This is a genomic window from Psychrobacillus sp. L4 (genome assembly GCF_042944905.1).
Taxonomy (GTDB): domain Bacteria; phylum Bacillota; class Bacilli; order Bacillales_A; family Planococcaceae; genus Psychrobacillus.
On the sequence record NZ_CP168496.1, the window covers coordinates 3,562,129 to 3,580,992 of the forward strand.

17 protein-coding genes are annotated in these 18,864 nt (G+C 36.3%); 6 read left to right on the forward strand and 11 right to left on the reverse strand.

From position 1 onward, the window contains the following. Positions 1–45 precede the first annotated feature (45 nt). Positions 46–960, forward strand: coding sequence for a DNA-3-methyladenine glycosylase family protein (locus ACEPXG_RS17195; RefSeq protein WP_391205093.1), 915 nt, complete (start codon positions 46–48; stop codon positions 958–960). 42 nt (positions 961–1,002) lie between these two features. Here ACEPXG_RS17195 and ACEPXG_RS17200 read toward each other — a convergent pair whose 3' ends face one another. After that, positions 1,003–2,448: a stalk domain-containing protein gene (locus tag ACEPXG_RS17200; protein WP_391205097.1), complete on the reverse strand. Its 1,446-nt coding sequence runs from the start codon at positions 2,446–2,448 to the stop codon at positions 1,003–1,005. Between the two features lie 134 nt (positions 2,449–2,582). Between ACEPXG_RS17200 and ACEPXG_RS17205 the strand changes: the two genes are divergently transcribed. The 5 genes from ACEPXG_RS17205 to abc-f all read left to right on the forward strand — a co-directional run bounded on the left by ACEPXG_RS17205 (position 2,583) and on the right by abc-f (position 10,096). Next, entirely contained in the window at positions 2,583–3,482 is a 900-nt protein-coding gene (locus tag ACEPXG_RS17205; RefSeq protein WP_391205100.1) for an ABC transporter ATP-binding protein, read from the forward strand. Continuing rightward, complete coding sequence (locus ACEPXG_RS17210; protein ID WP_391205103.1) at positions 3,475–4,713, forward strand: ABC transporter permease; 1,239 nt, start codon at positions 3,475–3,477, stop codon at positions 4,711–4,713. The genes ACEPXG_RS17205 and ACEPXG_RS17210 overlap by 8 nt, the downstream gene beginning before the upstream one ends. 368 nt (positions 4,714–5,081) lie before the next feature. Continuing rightward, positions 5,082–6,080 carry a TAXI family TRAP transporter solute-binding subunit gene (locus ACEPXG_RS17215; protein ID WP_391205106.1) on the forward strand — a complete coding sequence of 333 codons (999 nt, stop codon included), beginning with the start codon at positions 5,082–5,084 and terminating at the stop codon, positions 6,078–6,080. Between the two features lie 42 nt (positions 6,081–6,122). Next, entirely contained in the window at positions 6,123–8,093 is a 1,971-nt protein-coding gene (locus tag ACEPXG_RS17220; protein WP_391205109.1) for a TRAP transporter permease, read from the forward strand. Between the two features lie 347 nt (positions 8,094–8,440). Then, entirely contained in the window at positions 8,441–10,096 is a 1,656-nt protein-coding gene (gene abc-f / locus ACEPXG_RS17225) for a ribosomal protection-like ABC-F family protein (RefSeq protein WP_391205112.1), read from the forward strand. 164 nt (positions 10,097–10,260) lie between these two features. On the opposite strand, the gene ACEPXG_RS17230 is transcribed toward abc-f, so the two are convergent. The 10 genes from ACEPXG_RS17230 to ACEPXG_RS17275 all read right to left on the reverse strand — a co-directional run bounded on the left by ACEPXG_RS17230 (position 10,261) and on the right by ACEPXG_RS17275 (position 18,749). After that, positions 10,261–10,674 (reverse strand): hypothetical protein, encoded by a 414-nt coding sequence (locus tag ACEPXG_RS17230; protein WP_391205115.1) that lies wholly within the window; start codon positions 10,672–10,674, stop codon positions 10,261–10,263. 25 nt (positions 10,675–10,699) lie between these two features. Continuing rightward, positions 10,700–11,014, reverse strand: coding sequence for a DUF5412 domain-containing protein (locus ACEPXG_RS17235; RefSeq protein ID WP_391209976.1), 315 nt, complete (start codon positions 11,012–11,014; stop codon positions 10,700–10,702). A gap of 75 nt (positions 11,015–11,089) precedes the next feature. Then, the gene (locus ACEPXG_RS17240; RefSeq protein WP_391205118.1) at positions 11,090–11,824 is read right to left on the reverse strand and encodes a hypothetical protein; all 735 of its coding nucleotides are present in this window, start codon (positions 11,822–11,824) and stop codon (positions 11,090–11,092) included. Next, complete coding sequence (locus tag ACEPXG_RS17245) at positions 11,821–12,285, reverse strand: NUDIX hydrolase (protein ID WP_391205121.1); 465 nt, start codon at positions 12,283–12,285, stop codon at positions 11,821–11,823. The genes ACEPXG_RS17240 and ACEPXG_RS17245 overlap by 4 nt, the downstream gene beginning before the upstream one ends. A 1-nt stretch (position 12,286) precedes the next feature. Then, on the reverse strand, positions 12,287–12,739 hold the full coding sequence (locus ACEPXG_RS17250; protein ID WP_391205123.1) for a hypothetical protein: 453 nt from the start codon (positions 12,737–12,739) through the stop codon (positions 12,287–12,289). 450 nt (positions 12,740–13,189) lie between these two features. Then, positions 13,190–13,909, reverse strand: a complete 720-nt coding sequence (locus ACEPXG_RS17255; protein WP_151701513.1) for a YebC/PmpR family DNA-binding transcriptional regulator — start codon at positions 13,907–13,909, stop codon at positions 13,190–13,192. 108 nt (positions 13,910–14,017) lie between these two features. Beyond that, a complete protein-coding gene (locus tag ACEPXG_RS17260; protein ID WP_391205126.1) occupies positions 14,018–14,446 on the reverse strand; it encodes a DUF1801 domain-containing protein in 429 nt (142 codons plus the stop codon). Positions 14,447–14,615: 169 nt separating this feature from the next. Next, complete coding sequence (locus tag ACEPXG_RS17265; RefSeq protein WP_391205129.1) at positions 14,616–15,134, reverse strand: DUF2179 domain-containing protein; 519 nt, start codon at positions 15,132–15,134, stop codon at positions 14,616–14,618. A gap of 25 nt (positions 15,135–15,159) precedes the next feature. Beyond that, positions 15,160–17,205, reverse strand: a complete 2,046-nt coding sequence (locus ACEPXG_RS17270; protein ID WP_391205132.1) for a CocE/NonD family hydrolase — start codon at positions 17,203–17,205, stop codon at positions 15,160–15,162. Then, a complete protein-coding gene (locus ACEPXG_RS17275) occupies positions 17,205–18,749 on the reverse strand; it encodes a BCCT family transporter (protein ID WP_391205135.1) in 1,545 nt (514 codons plus the stop codon). The genes ACEPXG_RS17270 and ACEPXG_RS17275 overlap by 1 nt, the downstream gene beginning before the upstream one ends. Positions 18,750–18,864: the final 115 nt, after the last annotated feature.

Genomic DNA, 18,864 nt, shown 5'->3' on the forward strand with positions numbered 1-18,864 from the left:
GAAATTTTTTACGACTATAATAAAATAATAAAGGAGTGTCTTAATATGCTATGGGAAGAAAAAGATGAGGAAATCATCATAAAGACAACACCCAATTTCAGTTTTAACCAGAACCTTCAATATTTATCTAGATCTACAAATGAATGTTTGTTTCATATTCATGAGAATAAAGTAAGAAAAGCAATTCCTATGGGTGAATGTACACCGCTAGTAGAGATTAGCGAGCAAGGTGAACATTCGATCCGTATACAGTTTTTAGGAAATACAAGACCTACAAGTAAACAAATGCGAGAACAAGTGGTTCAATATATTATCGAATGGTTTGATTTGAAGACAGAGTTAAAAGCCTTTTATGAGCTAGCCCAAACAGATGCAGTCCTTCAACAAGCAGTTATGGATTTTAAGGGCCTACGGATTATGGGAATTCCGGATTTATTCGAGGCAATGGCATGGGGCATACTTGGTCAACAAATCAATTTGACGTATGCGTATACATTGAAGAGACGTTTGGTCGAAGCATTTGGACAATCGATCGAATTTGAGGGTGAGCAATATTGGATGTTCCCGAGACCAAGTGAAATTGCGAAGCTCGCAGTAGAGGATTTAGTAGGCTTAAAAATGACTGTGAAGAAGTGTGAGTACTTAATAGACGTAGCAAATCAGATTGAAATGGGATTACTCACAAAAGAAATGCTGCTCGAAGCGAATGATGTGAAAAAAGCAGAAAAAATGCTCACGAAAATTCGTGGCATCGGTCCTTGGACTGCCAATTATGTGTTAATGCGCTGTTTAATATATCCCTCCGCATTTCCGATTGATGATGTAGGACTGCATAATGCCATTAAACATGTGACTGGTTCTGAGCAAAAGCCTTCAAAGGATGAAATACATAAGCTTTCCTTACCTTGGACAGGTTGGGAAGCATATGCGACTTTCTATTTGTGGAGGTTTTTATACTAAAAAATCCCTTCCATCTCATTTCTGAGAAGGAAGGGATTTCTTTTATTGCTGATTTAGTAATTCTAAGATGTCTTCTGATACATATGTTTTCTTATTTTTTAACACTGGTTTTTCTTTAAACTGTTGTAAGCTTTTATTGTAACTGTATGTTTTTTCACCACGTGTAATAGTAAATGAGCTGTTTTCTAATGATAAGTAAATTTTCTTTTTCTTAACGTTGTATTTCACTTCATATCCCAATTGTTCTGCAACTTTACGAAGTGGAATCATTTTGACTCCATTTTGCATAAAATGATCCTTTTGAATAATAGTTAGAACTTCTTTCATAGCTGTCGAAAGATAGTTAATTGCTACAATTTTACTTGGTGGTGTTTGTGCTGGAATACTCATCGTTGTTATTGTATAAAATACAACGAGCTCTTTTCCATTTAAGTCCTCTTGTTTGATCTTCTCGCCTTTTTCATTTACTAAAAGTGTTTCTTTTCCAATGTTTAGCTTTAGGTCTTTATCTAAACTTAGAAATTCATCATCAAACTTAGATACTTTTACAGAACCTAACTTTCCTTCGTCGTGTAAAATAACCAACTCTGGAGTAATTTGTGCAGGGTAGATTAGGATCATTGGTTTGTTTTTATCATAGTATGCGTCCATTCGTTGCCCTTTTTTGAAAGACCTTTTTTCTACAGTTTTTGTTGTACCACTATTGAATACAAGCGTATCATTATTAATTGTAAAAATGGTTGTAGTTTGCTCTTTTTCTTCCGTTTCTACTGTTAGGACTACTCTTCCATCTTTTGTAGCAACGTCTTTGATCATCCCTGAAAATTTCATGTAGTTAGTAGTGTTTTGTTCCATTTCTGCTGAAGAATAGTCAATTGCTACGATTTTACTAGGTGTCGTTTGAGCGGGAATACTTCTAGTGGAAACTGTATAAAATACAACGAGCTCTTTGCCAGTTATATCTTTTTGATCCAGTTTCTCTCCTTTTCCATTTATTATAATAGTTTCTTTTCCAATGTTTAATTTTAGATCATTATCTAAACTAACTAATTTATTATCGAACTTGCTGACTTTTACGTTGCCAAATTTTTCAGCATCATGCACAATCACTAACTCTGGAGAGATTTGTGGCGGATAAATCGCAAGCATCGGTTTATTCTTACCGTAATATGCAGCTACTTTTTGCCCTTTTTTAAAGGTTTCTTTTTTTAATGCTTTTGTCGTTCCGCTATTGAATATAAGCGTGTCTTCTGTCAGTTTTAATATAGTGGTTTGTGGCTCTTTTTCTTCTGTCTCCACTGTAAGTGTGATTGTCTCATCTTGCTTTACAACATCAGTAATAATTCCTGAAGTTTTGATAAAATTGGATGTGTCTTTTGGTTTCACAATAGATTCTTCCTCACTTTGCGCTTTAGCAACTGGCTGATGGAAATTGAATCCTACCATTAGTAATAACGCTACTGTAAATATGCCTATTTTCTTCATCATATCGCTCCTTTTTTTGCCATTCATTTCATTTGACGTGTCATTTTGGAAAACGTTACATAAAAAACTGAAACATTCTATAAACTAAAAACGTATACAGTAGTTAGAAGAAAAAAATAAAAGAATGGAGTCTACATATGACGTTATCTATTAATCAAGTAACAAAGAGATATCAAGACTTTGTAGCCGTTGATAATCTATCTTTTACGATGGAAAAAGGTGAGATATTTGGGCTAATTGGACAAAATGGTGCTGGTAAAACAACGACATTTCGTATGATTTTAGACCTTCAAGAAACTACAGAGGGTTCAATTATGTGGAATGGGAAACATATTAATTCCATAAATCGAAATATTTTAGGATATTTACCGGAAGAACGTGGTATTTTCCCTGCAATGAAGGTGGAAGATCAACTTTATTTCTTTGGAGAGTTAAGAGGAAAGCTTCGCAAAGATCTACATAAAGAAGTGGATTATTGGATTGATCGTTTCCAATTAGAAGATAAACGAAAAGCGAAAGCCGAAACTTTATCCAAAGGGAATCAACAAAAGGTTCAACTTATTGCCAGCTTTATTCACCAACCGGATTTTCTTATTTTAGATGAACCATTTAGCGGACTAGATCCTGTAAATATGGATTTATTGAAAAACGCTATATTAGAGTTGAAAGAAAAAGGGACAACAATTTTATTCTCCAGCCACCAAATGGATAATGTGGAAGAGCTTTGTGATCATCTATGTCTATTAAAGCGCGGTGTCTCTTTATTTTCCGGTAGTTTATTAGATTTGAAAAAGCAATATGGGAAAACAAAACTTACCATTCGAACGGATGTCCCAAAAGAGACGCTCCAAAATTTAGAGGGCGTGAAGGATATTCATGTTGGAAAAGATCAGTATATCCTTACTTTAACGGATGAGTCATTCGCTCAATCTATTTTTGACTTTGTTTCTAATGGGAAATATATTGAGAAGTTCAGTTTAGATTATTTATCGCTAGATGAAATTTTCAAGGATAAGGTTGGTGGTACGCATGTCTAAGTTTTGGCTTCTTGTTAAGCAATTGTATAAACAAAAAATCAAGGCAAAGTCATTCATTATTTCGATCATTTTATATATTGGGGTTATTAGTGTCGCCATGTTTTGGTCTAATATTAAGGAAGCATTTTTCCAAGATGAGCCATTGAAAGTTGCTTTATTGAATGAAACAAATGCAGATATTGAAGCCTTATTTAAATCGAGTAGTGATATTGAATTTACCTTCCCTTCTGAAGGGATTTCCGAAGTAGAACAACAAGTTATCGCCGGAGATTTTGATGCAGCTATTTTTGTTCGAGATCAAAATAAATCATTAGCAGCTGATATAGCTACTTATAAACCATTAACTTTTAATGACCAACAGAATTTGTCATCGCAACTTCAGTACGCTGGAAAGTTATATGAAGTTCAGCAACTCAATTTAACAGCTGAACAGGCAGAGAAAATTCTTCAATCTCAAACTGCTATTACTATGAAAAACTTGAATAAGGAATCGGAAAGCGGAAAAAGTGAAGATGAAAAAGCAGCCGGTATCGGTGCTTCTTTCTTAGTTGGGTTTTTAATCTATTCCTTTGTAATGACTTTCTTATCCATGATTACAACAGATGTTGCATCTGAAAAAGGATCTCGTGTTTTAGAAGTATTGCTTGCAAGCGTAAAACCATCTACACATTTCATGGCAAAACTGACTGGAACCTTTCTATTAGCATTGACTCAAATTATGACACTTTTGGTTGTTCAAAGTTTACTGTTCATGTTAATAGATAATGGCTCTAAATGGGATGCTGTATTAGACATTGTTAACGAATTGTCCTACGGATTTATTGGATATGCAGTTATGTTTTTATTGCTTACTATTATGCTTAACCTAATCATTGGTGCATTACTTGGTTCACTCGTTTCTAAAGTCGAAGAATCAGGCCAAGCAATGATGCCTGCGATGATGCTTGGCATCCTCGGCTTTTACGTGTTACTTTCTGGAATGTACAGTCCAGATACATTACTGATTAAAATATTCTCATACATCCCATTCACATCCGGAATGGTTATGCCACTTCGAATTGGCGCAACGGACATTTCATCATTCGAACCTATGCTATCGATGCTTATATTAGTTGGAACCGTAATACTATTTTTCTTAATCAGCCTATCCTTCTATAAACGAAGTGTCTTAACATACAGCTCAGGTGGCGTCATTCAAAAAATTAAAACGGTGTTAAAAGTAACGACGTAAATCAACATTTATGAAAATTATAATAGGAGCTGCCTTGTGTATAGGCAACTCCTATTTTTATTGGATGAGTATACCAGAAAAATTAAACGATAAATGTATTCCGAGTTCTCAAAACAAACGTGAATGTTCGAACATTCACGTTTGTTTTGGTGCCTGGCACCTGAAATATGTTTGTAATATATTATGAAAATATCATCAATTACTGTCGAATTATAGGAAAAAACCGAGAATACATTGTTAATCTACAGAATAAAAGTATAATAATGTTAATCTTCTATCTGATGTGCTAACAAATCCACAAGTTATATGTTCTTTATTTATGAAAGCGCTGTCAAAAAGGAGAAATATTAATTTTGGAGGAGAGAGAATTGAAGAAGAAATTACTAGCTTTTGTTACTGTACTTCTCAGCATGATGTTACTAATGGCTGGTTGTAGTGAGGGGAAAAAGAATATTGCAATAGGGCCTCCCGCAAGTGAGACGAACTCGATTTCCAAACTCATCTTGGATGCATATGGTATTGGTGATGACGATTATACTGGTTTTCAAGAGGGATTCGGCGATGCTGCAGATGGTGTACAAGATGGAAACATCGACATTTCTATTGGAATTTTGGGACTTCCGGCAGCTAGTATTGAAAGCTTACAAGCATCCGTTGGGGATGTTGTTATGTTAAGCCTTTCGGATGATGCTATTGCAAAAATTGAGGAAAAAAGTGGATATAGACGACACACAATTCCAAAGGACACCTACGATTTTCTGGAGAAGGACATTCAAACAGTTACGGCATATGCGATTCTAATGGGAAATACGGATACAATCGACGATGAATTAGGCTATGAACTTGCCAAAATAATGATAGAAAAAGCGAGTGAGAATACGCACGCTCAGGCGAAACAAATGATTTTAGAAAATGCACTTCGAGGTTCAGAGGGACTGCCAATCCATCCTGGCGCTAAGCGCTATTATGAGGAACAAGGTTTAACAGTGGATAATCCTGTTGCTGAAATTACTGCTGATAAAGGTAAACGTAAGAAAGAGTTAATTTTAGGTACGGGCAGTCAAGGTGGTACTTATTATCCCCTTGGAGGAGAAATGGCAAGCATTTGGAATAAAAATATTGACGGCGTTAACGTGACGAACACTGAAACAGGTGCATCCGTTGAAAACTTATCCAGTATCCGTGACGGAAATATGGATCTTGGAATGACCGTTCATGTTCCAGCTTTACAAGCAGTAAAAGGTGAAGGCGCTTTTGCCGGTCATGAAGTTCCAAACGCCGCTTTTATCGGGCATATCTATCCAGAAGTTATTCAGATCGTCACACGTAAAAGTACTGGAATAAAAAGTTTTGATGATTTGAAATAACATTGAAGGATAAATATACCTATTGGAAAGTGTGGTGGGAAAATGAATGAGCAGCAAACTGTTGACGCACAGGAAATTTTAGAAAAATATGACAAAGAAAATCAATTTCGAACTCAGATTGGTAAATGGGCATTGGTCGTCACATTTTTAGGAGTTTCTCTCACGATGTTCCATCTATATACTGCTTATTTCGGTACGCTCCCTTCCCAAAAGCAAGGTGCAGTCCACTTAGGAACCGCACTCGGAGTTATATTTTTACTGTATCCTTTAAAAAAGGGTATGCAGAAAATCCAGAAAACAGTTCCGTGGTATGATGTTTTGCTTGCCTTGACCGCGATGTATGTAACTTATCATAAGATTTTTTTCTTTGATTCCATCCTGCAGAGTAGGATTTCCGGATATAGTTTACCCGATGTCATCATCTCAGTACTTGGTATCGTTCTAGTACTTGAGGCAACAAGGAGAACGGTCGGCTTACCAATTGTTATTGTGGCACTAGTTGCCATGCTATATGCGATTTTCGGAAATTTCGTTCCTACACAAATTCTTTCGCATCCAGGCTTTTCATTCGATCGTACTGCAACGACACTTTGGTATAAGGAAAGCGGAATATTTGGAACACCAATTCAAATTTCAGCAAAGTTTATTTTCCTATTCCTATTTTTTGGTGTAATGCTTGTACAAACAAATATCGGAAAGTTTTTTAATGATCTAGCATTTGCCCTAACTGGTCGCTATACAGGTGGAACAGCAAAAACTGCAGTAGTGGCAAGTGCATTACAAGGAACTGTTTCGGGAAGCTCGGTTGGTAATACGGTCGCAACCGGTTCTTTCACAATCCCGATGATGAAGAAAGCAGGATTTAAACCTGAATTTGCTGGTGCAACGGAAGCCGCTGCATCAACCGGAGGCCAAATAATGCCCCCAATGATGGGTGCTGCGGCATTCATTATGATGGAATACTTAGGTGTTTCATATGGAGTCATTATGTTGGCAGCTGTCATTCCAGCAATTCTTTATTTTACGGGAATTTTCATTGGGACACATTTTGAGGCTAAAAAGCTAAAAATAAATGGTTTGCCAAAATCCCAATTACCTTCCTTTAGAAAACTAATGAAGAGAAACTGGTTTATGCTATTACCTTTGCTTATCATTATGGGTACAATTTTGAATGGCTTCACACCACAGCGGGCGGCCCTTTTTGGAATTATCTCCGCATTTTTAGTTAGCCTTGTTCGAAAAGAAACAAGAATGTCATTCAGGCAGACGGTTAATGTTCTTGAACAAGGTACTAGAGTAGCACTTCCTGTCATTGCTGCTGTTGCAACTGCTGGTGTCATCGCAGGGGTCGTTAGTATGACGGGGCTAGGTTCAAAATTTGCTGCTGGTGTTATTGCTCTATCGAATGGTTATCTAATTCTTGCACTATTCTTCACAATGATTGCCTGTCTTATCTTAGGTATGGGGCTGCCAACAACAGCAAACTATGTCGTAACAGCAACCATCGCCGCTCCGGTGCTTATCAATGAATTTGGAGTGGCACCAATCGCGGCTCATATGTTCGTTTTCTACTTTGGCATCGCTGCCGATATTACCCCTCCTGTATGTCTTGCAGCATACGCGGCGGCTGGAATTGCGAGGGCCAATCCATTTAAGACAGGAATGAATGCAGTTAAACTAGCTATTGCAGCTTTTATCGTTCCATATATTTTCATTTATAATCCAATTTTAGTTATGGTTGACGTAAAATTAAATATGTTAGTTTTTTCAGTTATAGCCTCCCTAATTGGGATGATTGCTGTTAGTAGTTCAATGATTGGCTACTTTATACGAAATTCTAGGATTTGGGAGAGGATCGTTCTATTTGGAGCAGGTATTATGTTAATTGTACCTGAAATTGTAAGTAGCCTAATTGGTGTAGTCCTAATATTAGCGATATGGTTCATCCAAAGACAACGTACTGACGATGCATTTGAACCAGAAAGCTCATCAGTCAGTCAAGCTTTGTATTAACACAAAAGTTACAAGTATATTACGGGTGCCAGGCACCCGTAATATACTTGTAACATAAAATGTGTTATAATTCAGTTAATAATTTTGAAGGGACGATGGGTGGACAATGAAGTTTTAATCTTATTTCTCAGTGAAAGTTTTTTCTGCGATTTATTTGCGCAGTAACAAAATAAACTTTACGAAACGGAAATAGGATCAGTCTGCCCATTTTTCAATTTTAATACGTTTAATTCCCTACATATTATCGTTTTGTAGTGGCTTTTTGCGTATTCATTTAATGGTCAGTAATTAATCCTTCCGTTTAAAATCGGAGGGATTTTTTTATTCCTCCAAAGGGAGAGGATATTATGACACTACACGGAAAGTTAGTAGATATATGTATCACGTATGGAGAAAAAGTTATTTTAGAAAATATAAAAGCCGATATTGGTACTGGGGTAGTTATTGGTATTGTGGGAGGAAATGGTGAGGGTAAGTCTTCCCTCCTTTCTATACTTGCAAATGAGGCTGCTCCCACGATGGGACAAATTGAATGGTTTGGTACTCAACCGACTATTAGTTACTTTAAGCAAGAGGATGATCAATTTCATAAAACTGGTTATGTATACGATGAAAGGAAATACTTTAGTAAATGGTCTGTTCCTCACGAGCGTGATTATACGCAACTTAGTGGTGGAGAGAAAATGAAGAGAAGATTGTCTCGTGTATTTGCGGAAAAGGCTCAACTCCTTTTATTAGATGAACCTACTAACCATTTAGATCAAGAAAGTTTATCTTTCCTAACAAAGCAAATACACTCCTACCAAGGAACAATTATTTTAGTATCTCATGACCGATATTTTTTAGACGAGGTAGCTGAATGGATTTGGGAAGTAGAAAACAAAAAGTTAACGGGCTATGCTGGCAATTACACTTCTTACAGACAAAGGAAGGAAGAAAACAGATTAACCCAACAAAGACTCTATGTTGGACAACAATCAAAGATCCAACAAGTAGAAAAACAAATATCCGATCTTAAAAACTGGTCATCCAAAGCACATGCAGATTCAACTAAACATGAATTTAATAAAGAATATTATCGTGTCAAGGCTAAGAAAATGGATGTTCAAATTCGTTCCAAAAAGAAACGGTTAGAATTGGAACTTTCTAAAAATACTATAGAGAAGCCTGAAGAAGAAAAAGAAGTGATTTTTTCTATAGAAGGAAACAAGAAAAAGGGGAAACGTGTTTTAGAAGCCAAAAATATTTCCAAGAGCTTCGAGGACAAACTTTTATTTCAAAACGCTACCTTTACTATACAATCTCAAGAACGGATTGGCATTATCGGTTCTAACGGAAGTGGTAAGTCGACATTTTTCCGCATGTTATTAGGAGAAGAAAGTGTACAAGGAGAACTTTGGAAATCGGAAGCTATGAATATTGGCTATTTACGGCAGACAGTATTCGATTTGCCAGAGGAGAAAACCCCTTTTGAATTTTTTGTACCATCTGATTTTGAAACACGAGGGCAAATTCAGACACTTATGATGAATCTAGGCTTCTCAAAGGATCACTGGTCTCGTCCTATTTATACAATGAGTATGGGAGAACGAGTAAAGTTAAAACTAATGGAGTTTATATTAGATAAAAAAGATGTGTTGCTTTTAGATGAACCAACAAACCATTTGGACCTTTCTTCTAGAGAGCAATTGGAGAAAACCCTCTCCACTTATCCTGGAACTATTTTGTTAGTCACGCACGACCGTTACTTCTTAGAAAAACTAACTAATAAACTGCTTGTCTTTGAAAACAACACGATTCGAAAAGTAGAAATGAGCTATAAAGAATGGATGCATAAAAATGATGAATCTTCTCTTGAAAAAGATCTATTGAAATTAGAAACCGAACAACAAGCTGTATTAGGATTACTCAGTTACATGAAGAAAAATGATCCTAAATACACCGAATTAGACCAAAGATTTATGACATTGACTAAACAAATAAACGAATTAAAGAAAAAATAATTCCAAAAGCTATTCTAAAAATTTTAGGATAGCTTCTTTTATTACAAGTTTGTTACTGGTGCCAGGCACCAGTAATATACTTGTAACACACTATACTTTTTCGTCAATTTAGTGGGAAATACGAGTATCAAGTAGTCAATTTGTTTAGCAGTTTCTCCATTTGTTTAACCCAAGTTCAATATACTTTTTAACATCTGAACGTTTTTTTCATCTAGTTTTCCAAGTGAATTCGCATCTCGATTAATAATCGTCGCCGTCCCATTTTGATTAAACCATATGAAGTATCCATCTAATAATTCAGGCATATTTTCTTCAACTTCCATAAACAAAACTACTTTTATATCTTCTTTTATCACCATTTCTGCTTTTACATTTTGTTCCCATACTATTTGTTCAAACACTTTACTTAAGACATCCACCGCTGACTTATCTGAGATAATCACTTCTTCCTCATACTGTTCGACTGCATTTACTTTATAAACATCCACTCGAGTTAGTATGTTCTTATCCTCTTCCTCACTACATCCTGTTAATAACAGAATGAAAAAGATGAAGAAAGGTGCAAACCATCTTTTCAAGATTAAACCCTCCAACTTTCTTTATTTATTTATGACGAAAATCAAATTTATCTCGAGGGACATCTAATACATGACCATTAATAACGACGGTATCATTGTCTACCCAAGAAATGTCCGTTGATTCCTCACGATAATTCCAGTAAATATTTTTCTTCTTTCTCTTTTCATCATTAAATACAAGTTCACCACGAATTGCATAATTTGTTGTAGCTCCTCTGTCTGAAATGTAAGCTCCCAAAGTATACTTTCCATCTGGAGAGGATTCTTCAGTTAGAAAAACACCTTTAGGCAACCTATTCATGTCATAGAAAGCCCAATAGACAACGAAACTTAATAGCACACTGATCAATAATATAGGAACAGCTAATACTTATAGAAGTATTTTCATATTCTCCTTATTCAATTCCGCCTCCCCCTACTTGCCTATTTTCATAGCTGTTTCGCTTATAATTAAACTAAGCTTTAAACGACTAAACCACCTATCAGACTCACTAACATTTCGGTTCAAGCCATTTATTTCTTCTAGATACTCTAATCCCTCAACAGCACGATAATCCACTTGCCGTTTGGTAATTCTATATGCAATCATTGCCCATTCCGCATCCGTCATCTTTTCTTTAGAATATAGATTAATGAAGTCAGCACACACTTTTGAAAATGCGCAAGAACCTGCAGTTACATCTGCTTCTTTTCCTAATTCTAACGAAAAAATTCTATTTGTAATTTTTTCTGTTTCTACCCATTCAATAGGGTGAGTATTCATCGCTCTTTCTGTCCTACCAATTATTAAATAATCATGATTTGGAATATCTTTAACTACTCTCTTTAATTCAGTTAAATGATTTTTTCCCCATGTTAATAACCTATCAAAGTCACAGTAATGGTAGTGCTGACTTTTCCCAGCAAGTGCAAATTTTAATGCTTTCCTTCTTGCATATGCAGCACCATTCTTAGGGATGATTTTATACTTAAATTTACTTTTTTCAATTTCTTTAATTAGATCCAGGGATGATTCATCACTAATTGTAATAAATAACTCCGAATATATTTCTTCCAATGCATGTTGCAACTCTTTAAAGATTTTGATATTTCTTCCTTCAGGGTCATGCGTTACTGTAACAAGTGCGGTGGTTAACAAAGATCTCTTCATTCCAATCTACCAAGTAAATTGTACGGACTCACTTCCCAAGTTTCATAAGGGATAAAATTTACTGACTTCATTGCATCTAATGTCCGTGATCTCATATGTGGACGTGTGATAAATTGTTCAATATTTATATCTGTTAATTTAACAAATTTAGCTTCTTTAATTTCTGCTGGTTGGATTTTCAATTCGCCGCTTACATATTCTGCTTTGAAAACAACAGATAGAATATGTTTTGTTACATTATAATAAATACCTGTAATTCCTAGAGGTCTTACGACAATCCCTGTTTCCTCTAGTATTTCCCGAGATACCGCTTTATCTAGAGGCTCTCCCACTTCTACCTGTCCTCCTGGTGCTTCCCATGTATCTGAACGCCAATGTGTTTTAACTAATAAAACTTCCTCATTATCATTTGTGACATAAGCAGAAACTGCAATAATATGTTTAGGATGCTCATTTATCAAATTAATTTCTCCTTTTACTAATAAAATAAATACCCATAATTGCAATTAACAACATTATTAATGTCCATAAAATAATAGTCGAGGAACTTGTCTGCAGAATGTCGTACATATTCCTAGAGTATTCTCCATCCCTTGTCGCTTTAATATATTTTCCCTTTTCATCTTTTATTGCAATAGCCTCATCTGTACTTAATTCGACTATAGAATAATACTTAGTCCCCTTCGGATAGACATTTGAAAAGTTACCAGAATAAGTCCCCTCCCTATCCGAATACCTGGTCACATGTCCTATTTCTTTTTCTACCTCATTTACAATTTCATCCGTTATTACATATACATATCCATCCCAAACGACAAATGCATATGCCCAATCCGCAATTGTTTTAGATGGAAATAAAATCGAAGCACACAACGTAAAAATGATTGCATAAGAAATTAAGGACTTATCTTTCATTCCATACCCACCCTTTTATGATATTGGACGTTCTATATTAGTTTCAGTTCCATTTTTTCCTTATATTAGTCAATGTAATGTAATGATTACAACTAAACCTCTAATTTTCCCAACTAACTCCTGATATTTTCTCAATCCAAGGGATTTTCTGAGATCCCACAGAGATTTCCGGAGATACTTCCGCGTTTTCTGAGATACCTTGCAGATTTTCTGAGATACTCCGCGTTTTCTGAGATACCTCGGGGGTTTTCTGAGATACTCCTGCGTTTTCTGAGATACCTCGGGGATTTTCTGAGATACTCCTACGTTTTCTGAGATACCTTGGGGATTTTCTGAGTACCCCAGGTTTTCTGAGATACTCCAAGGGTTTCCTGAGATTTCCCCTATTTCAACTAAAAAAAGGCTGTCTCCCAGTAGAATACCTACTGATGAGACAACCTTTTTTCTCTATTATTCTCCTAAGTCTACGTTGTGGTAGACTTGTTGAACGTCTTCTAAATCTTCAATTGCGTCAATCATTTTTTCAAATTGCGCTTGAGCATCCGCATCTAATGCGATGTCATTTTGAGCAAGCATTGTCAGCTCAGCTACTGTAAAATCTGTTACGCCAGCTGAACGTAATGCCTCTTGTACTGCATGGAATTGATCTGGATCTGCGTAAACGATGACGGAATCTTCTTCTTCTAAAATGTCGCGAGCATCTACGTCCGCTTCCATCAATATTTCTAAAACATCGTCCGCTGTTTTTCCTTCAAGACCAATAACAGCAGTTGCATCGAACATATAAGCAACAGAACCGCTGACACCCATGTTGCCGCCATTTTTACCAAATGCAGCACGCACATCCGATGCAGTACGGTTTACGTTATTTGTTAACGCATCCACGATTACCATAGAACCACTTGGACCGAAACCTTCATAACGAAGCTCATCATAGCTTTCTTCTGATCCGCCTTTTGCTTTTTCAATTGCTTTATCAATAATATGCTTCGGCACACTGTATGTTTTTGCACGTTCTAATACTACTTTCAATGCTTGGTTCGAAGTAGGATCTGGCTCACCTTGTCTTGCAGCTACATATATTTCACGTCCAAACTTCGCGTATATACGGCTAGTATTTGCGTCTTTGGAAGCTTTCTTTTCTTTTATATTATTCCACTTACGACCCATAAAGTCCCACTCTCTTCCGATTAAGTTTCTGCTTGAATTTATACTGTGTTATTATACATTAATTTCATATTAAGTAGCAAAGGAAAATACATTAACTTCCATATATTATCAATTATCTGGATATAAATTTTGTAAAAACGTAATAGATTGTGTAATCATTTCTTTTAAAACATCTACTTCGATATCATCTACTTTATTAATATATACACATGATTTCCCTGAAGTATACTTCCCAAATCGTTTTAAGCTTTCTTCACGAGTCGTATCACCTGTTGCAAAATAAAGACTAATCTTTGCTTTTCTTGGAGAGAACCCAACGAGAGGGGCGTCCCCTTCGTGACCGGTCGCATAATGATAATGATACGTCCCGAAACCAATAATACTTGGCCCCCACATCTTCGCTTCATAACCTGATGTTTCTTCAAAAATCTCTAAAAGTTTGTAAGCATCTTCTCGTTTCTTCGGACTATCCACTTTCTCGATAAACTCTACAACATCATGATCCGTCTCTTTCGTCTTTTGCTCATATTTAGCCATACGATGGCCCCCTTCAGAAAATAGTTTTGTAATAGCATCTTATATTGTTCTAGAATTGTTCGGTAATTCCTCTATTTCTCTTAGCTTATATGGTTCCTCTGAAGAACTTTTTTCAACTACAATTCTCTACAAAAGAAAAAGAGCCTATTCAACGATAGACTCTTCTCACTTATTCAGTTAATTTCACCAAGAACCCACCATTGAATCTAGTGGGTTCATATGAAATGATAAATGCCTTTGGAGATAAAGACATAATATATTTTTTAAATTTCTGTTCGTTTTTACGCTTCGCCAATACCTTCATACAAAGTCTTTGACCATCTTTTCCATCCGCAATCCAAGATGTTACGCCATACCCTTTTGCACGAATTTGACTAGGTAGCTCAATTTCAAATGAATTGACAATTACTTCAAATACGACATAACCTAACGCTAATCGATTTTCAATAATACTACCTAAAAATACACCGAGACCCCATCCAATACAATAAGCTACAATATTTAACGGCTTGTCTAGATTATCTAATACCATTGTCAAACCCATCAAATAGACAAACACTTCTGCCATTGATAAAAATGAAGCAATTACTCTGTAACCTTTGATAACTAATATTAATCGCAATGTAGTGAGTGTCATATATGTTACGTTTATAACAATTATGAGTAATACTATTGAATCCACATTCATTTCCAGCTTTCCTCAAAGATAATCATTAAACAAAATCACGCTCTACTTCGAAAGTCTGCAGTTCGTCATATACGATCTCTTCACCTTCAAAAGCTTTTAAATGATTCGTTATGTAAAACTTAGTTTCATCTGATTTCATCGTGCTTGTTGATTCTAATCGGGTTTGCCATTCTTCCCTGCCAACAGTTAACTTCCAATCACATTGAACATAGGCGGATAATGGATCTCCTTCTACTATTTTATAGACATTACGATTTTCACTACCATATTCCATCCCGTTATACGGTAGGCGTCTACATCCCTCGTCTGAAAAGTCATCTAAAATCCATTCATTCGTAATGGTATTATGTTTAATTTCTCTTGTTCTTCCCGCTTCTCTTAAGATTTCTCGTTCCATTACTTCTGCAGTTTCAGGATATTCAAACGGACGAATCTCTTGTATTTCATCTGTTTTTGTATAAACAGGCAACAGTAATTTAGAATCCTCATCTTTAATTACTACTATTACAGCTTCTTCAGCAGATGGCCATGCGTGTGGCCAATTCGTTGGAGAAAGTGACACTTGAAGCTTGTGGCCCTTTGGCATCTTGTATCCAATTGCATCGAGCTCAATAGTTACTGTAATTTCTTCATTAATGGGAACATCTTCTGGGAACTCATGATTATTTCGATGAGTCAAATTCAGTTGACCCCATGTGATTAACTTGGAAGTTCCTTCAGGAGATAGATCGCTTAAACGTACCGCTATATTTGCTTGTTTTTTATCACATAGCAATTTTAGTTGCACTTTTGGGAATCCTAAAATAGCTACTTCCTCTGTTAGTTCCTTACTTGTAAAAGTTGTAGACAGTCCATTTTCTATATTTTGATCGGATGCCATATCTCCCTCTTGACCAAAAGGACAAAAAACTCCTGCGTAAAGACCATGTTGCTGATGCGTCTTCAATTGCTCCGATTCATTTTTGGATTGCTCCATTAAATCTTGATCACCAAAATAATACTTTTTGTCTGCTACGCTTTGCATGGTCCAACCATCTTCCACTATCCACTCACCAGGACGAGTATAATAGTCTGTTTTGGGAGGAACTGCATCTTGCATATATACACGGAAAGACGGCTCGTCCATAATGCCTGTATCTTCTCCCTTTAACCACTGATCCCACCAACGTATACATTCTTGTAAGAAACCAATTTGGGGCCCTGGAACTGCAACTTCCGGATATTCATGTGCCCAAGGACCAACCAATCCTTTTTTTGGTCCTTTTAAATTTTCCATTAAACGGAATACTGCGTTTGTATAGCCGTCTGCCCATCCTCCTACAGCATACACAGGAATTTTAATATTTTCATAGTTCTCACATACAGAGCCGTGCTTCCAAAACTCGTCTCTGCGCTGATGACGCATCCATTCCTCCACATAGGGTGGTGTTTTTTTCAGACGATCCAACCAATTTTCTCGCCAACTATCTCCGACATGCTTTGGATCAGCAGGGCGTGCACTATATACTAACATCGTTGAAGCCCACCATAACATGTCTGAAGCCAATAAAGCTCCGCCCTTATAATGCACGTCATCTGCATAACGATCATCCGTAGAACATAGTGTAATAACCGTCTTCAAAGCAGGATGTTGTCTTGCAGCAACTTGTAGACCATTGAATCCTCCCCAAGACTTCCCGATCATACCAACGGAACCTGTTGACCATTCTTGTTTTTCAATCCAGTCTAAAATTTCTAATGCATCATCTTGCTCTTGCTTCAAATATTCATCGTATAATATTCCTTCAGAGTCTCCTGAACCTCGCATATCCACTCGCACACAAGCATAACCATGACCTGCAAAGTAGGGATGACGAATCGAATCACGCAATGCAGTAAACTCATTTTTCCGGTATGGAATATATTCTAAAATTACCGGTACCGGTTGACTATATGCCTCTTTTGGAACCCAAAGCTTAGCAGATAAACGAGTTCCATCTGACATTGGGATCCAAATATGATCCGTAACATCAACTTCAAACGGAAATTCTCTTTTTATCGACCGCGTACTTTCACGAACATTGAAAACCATTATTTATCTCCCTCTTTCAAAGGTTTGATAACTCCATCTGGATAATCCTTCTTAAGCCAACGAATTAGTGACGCTGCTAATAATAAATAAACGATAATAACTGGTGCAGATACAATAACAGCGGATGTTTGAATAACTTTTAGTCCACCGATTAATAATAACGAAATAGCAAGTCCTGCAAGAATAGCTCCCCATAGCATACGATGCCAACGTGCGGGTTCTTGATTTCCGACTAATTTTTTCGTTGCAATTGCAGATAAAATATAAGTCGCTGAATCTAGTGATGTTGCAAGGAAGATAAAGCCTAAAACAATAAAGAACGGCATGACAAGCTTACTAAGTGGTAAAGTTTTCAACACGGCAACAATAGCAGCCGGTCCACCTTCGTTATTTAAAACATCTGCAACGTTTAACGTATCTGTCAATTGAAGATTTAATGTGTACCCTCCAAAAATTGCAAAGTAAATCCAACTACCTAACGAACCCCAAAGTAAAATATGTGTGATTAACTGTCGAATAGTTCGTCCTCTTGAAATACGAGCAACGAATAGTCCCATAAATGGCGCAGTAGCTGCAAACCAAGCCCAGTAAAATACTGTCCATGCCTGCGGGAATCCTCCATGGTTAATCGGATCCGTCGAAAAGCTCATCATAGCAAAATTTTGAAGCATCATTCCAAAGCTATTTGAAAAGTTAGATAGAATGAATAATGTAGGACCTGCTATTAAAACAAATACAGCAAGTGCCAAAGCCATATAAACATTCCAATCACTCAATTTACGAATTCCTTTATATAAGCCCATATAAGCACTTGCACAATAAATAATTGTCCATATAATGATGATTATAATGCTCAATGTCATGGATTGTGCAACACCAAATACTTCACCAATTACTGCTGAAATCATTGGAACGCCTAATCCTAGTGATGTTCCAAGACCACCAACTAAACTCCAAATTACTAAAATGTCTATCATTTGCCCAATGAAACCATCTGCATATTTCCCTAATATTCCACGGCAAGCAGTACTAATTTTTAACGAATGATTCTTTTTAACAAAAAACGAATAAGCAATTGTTACTGTTGGCATTGCATACAAACACCATGCGGATATTCCCCAATGGAACATACCATATGCAACAGCCCAGCTAGCAGCTTCGTTTGAATTAGGTTCAATACCAAATGGAGGTCCCATATAGTAGTAGATTGGTTCCATCATGGACCAAAACATAATACTTGTTCCCATACCTGCACAGAAAAGCATCGCTCCCCAACTAAAAGTAGAGAACTCTGGTGCTTCATCGCCAAGTTTCACATTCCCATACTTACTAAAAACTAACCACATCAACATAACAAACAATCCAAAAGTTAAAAATTGAAAGGCCCAATCTAACTTATATGTAATAGCTGTCATTAAATTATTTAATACCGGTTCCGCAGAGTCTTTAAAAATTACTAACAATAGCGTTGCCGCAACAATGACAACTAATGAAGACCAAAATACAAGTGGATCAATTTTAACTTTTCCCATACCCTTTTCCATATTATTTCCCCTTTTGCGTGTTTTTATTAATCATGGTTACTTTATAATCATGATTATATTTTTATACTTTGATATTGTATCATGGTATAATTAAGTCATCAATATATTTTCTGAA

Excerpts from the sequence above, each read along its gene's own strand:
- ACEPXG_RS17200 (WP_391205097.1), bottom strand. The coding sequence starts at position 2,448 with ATGATGAAGAAAATAGGCATATTTACAGTAGCGTTATTACTAATGGTA.
- ACEPXG_RS17250 (WP_391205123.1), bottom strand. The coding sequence starts at position 12,739 with ATGAAAGATAAGTCCTTAATTTCTTATGCAATCATTTTTACGTTGTGT.
- ACEPXG_RS17255 (WP_151701513.1), bottom strand. The coding sequence starts at position 13,909 with ATGGGTCGTAAGTGGAATAATATAAAAGAAAAGAAAGCTTCCAAAGAC.
- ACEPXG_RS17220 (WP_391205109.1), top strand. The coding sequence starts at position 6,123 with ATGAATGAGCAGCAAACTGTTGACGCACAGGAAATTTTAGAAAAATAT.
- ACEPXG_RS17265 (WP_391205129.1), bottom strand. The coding sequence starts at position 15,134 with ATGAATGTGGATTCAATAGTATTACTCATAATTGTTATAAACGTAACA.
- ACEPXG_RS17260 (WP_391205126.1), bottom strand. The coding sequence starts at position 14,446 with ATGGCTAAATATGAGCAAAAGACGAAAGAGACGGATCATGATGTTGTA.
- ACEPXG_RS17195 (WP_391205093.1), top strand. The coding sequence starts at position 46 with ATGCTATGGGAAGAAAAAGATGAGGAAATCATCATAAAGACAACACCC.
- ACEPXG_RS17275 (WP_391205135.1), bottom strand. The coding sequence starts at position 18,749 with ATGGAAAAGGGTATGGGAAAAGTTAAAATTGATCCACTTGTATTTTGG.
- abc-f (WP_391205112.1), top strand. The coding sequence starts at position 8,441 with ATGACACTACACGGAAAGTTAGTAGATATATGTATCACGTATGGAGAA.
- ACEPXG_RS17205 (WP_391205100.1), top strand. The coding sequence starts at position 2,583 with ATGACGTTATCTATTAATCAAGTAACAAAGAGATATCAAGACTTTGTA.
- ACEPXG_RS17210 (WP_391205103.1), top strand. The coding sequence starts at position 3,475 with ATGTCTAAGTTTTGGCTTCTTGTTAAGCAATTGTATAAACAAAAAATC.
- ACEPXG_RS17270 (WP_391205132.1), bottom strand. The coding sequence starts at position 17,205 with ATGGTTTTCAATGTTCGTGAAAGTACGCGGTCGATAAAAAGAGAATTT.
- ACEPXG_RS17240 (WP_391205118.1), bottom strand. The coding sequence starts at position 11,824 with ATGAAGAGATCTTTGTTAACCACCGCACTTGTTACAGTAACGCATGAC.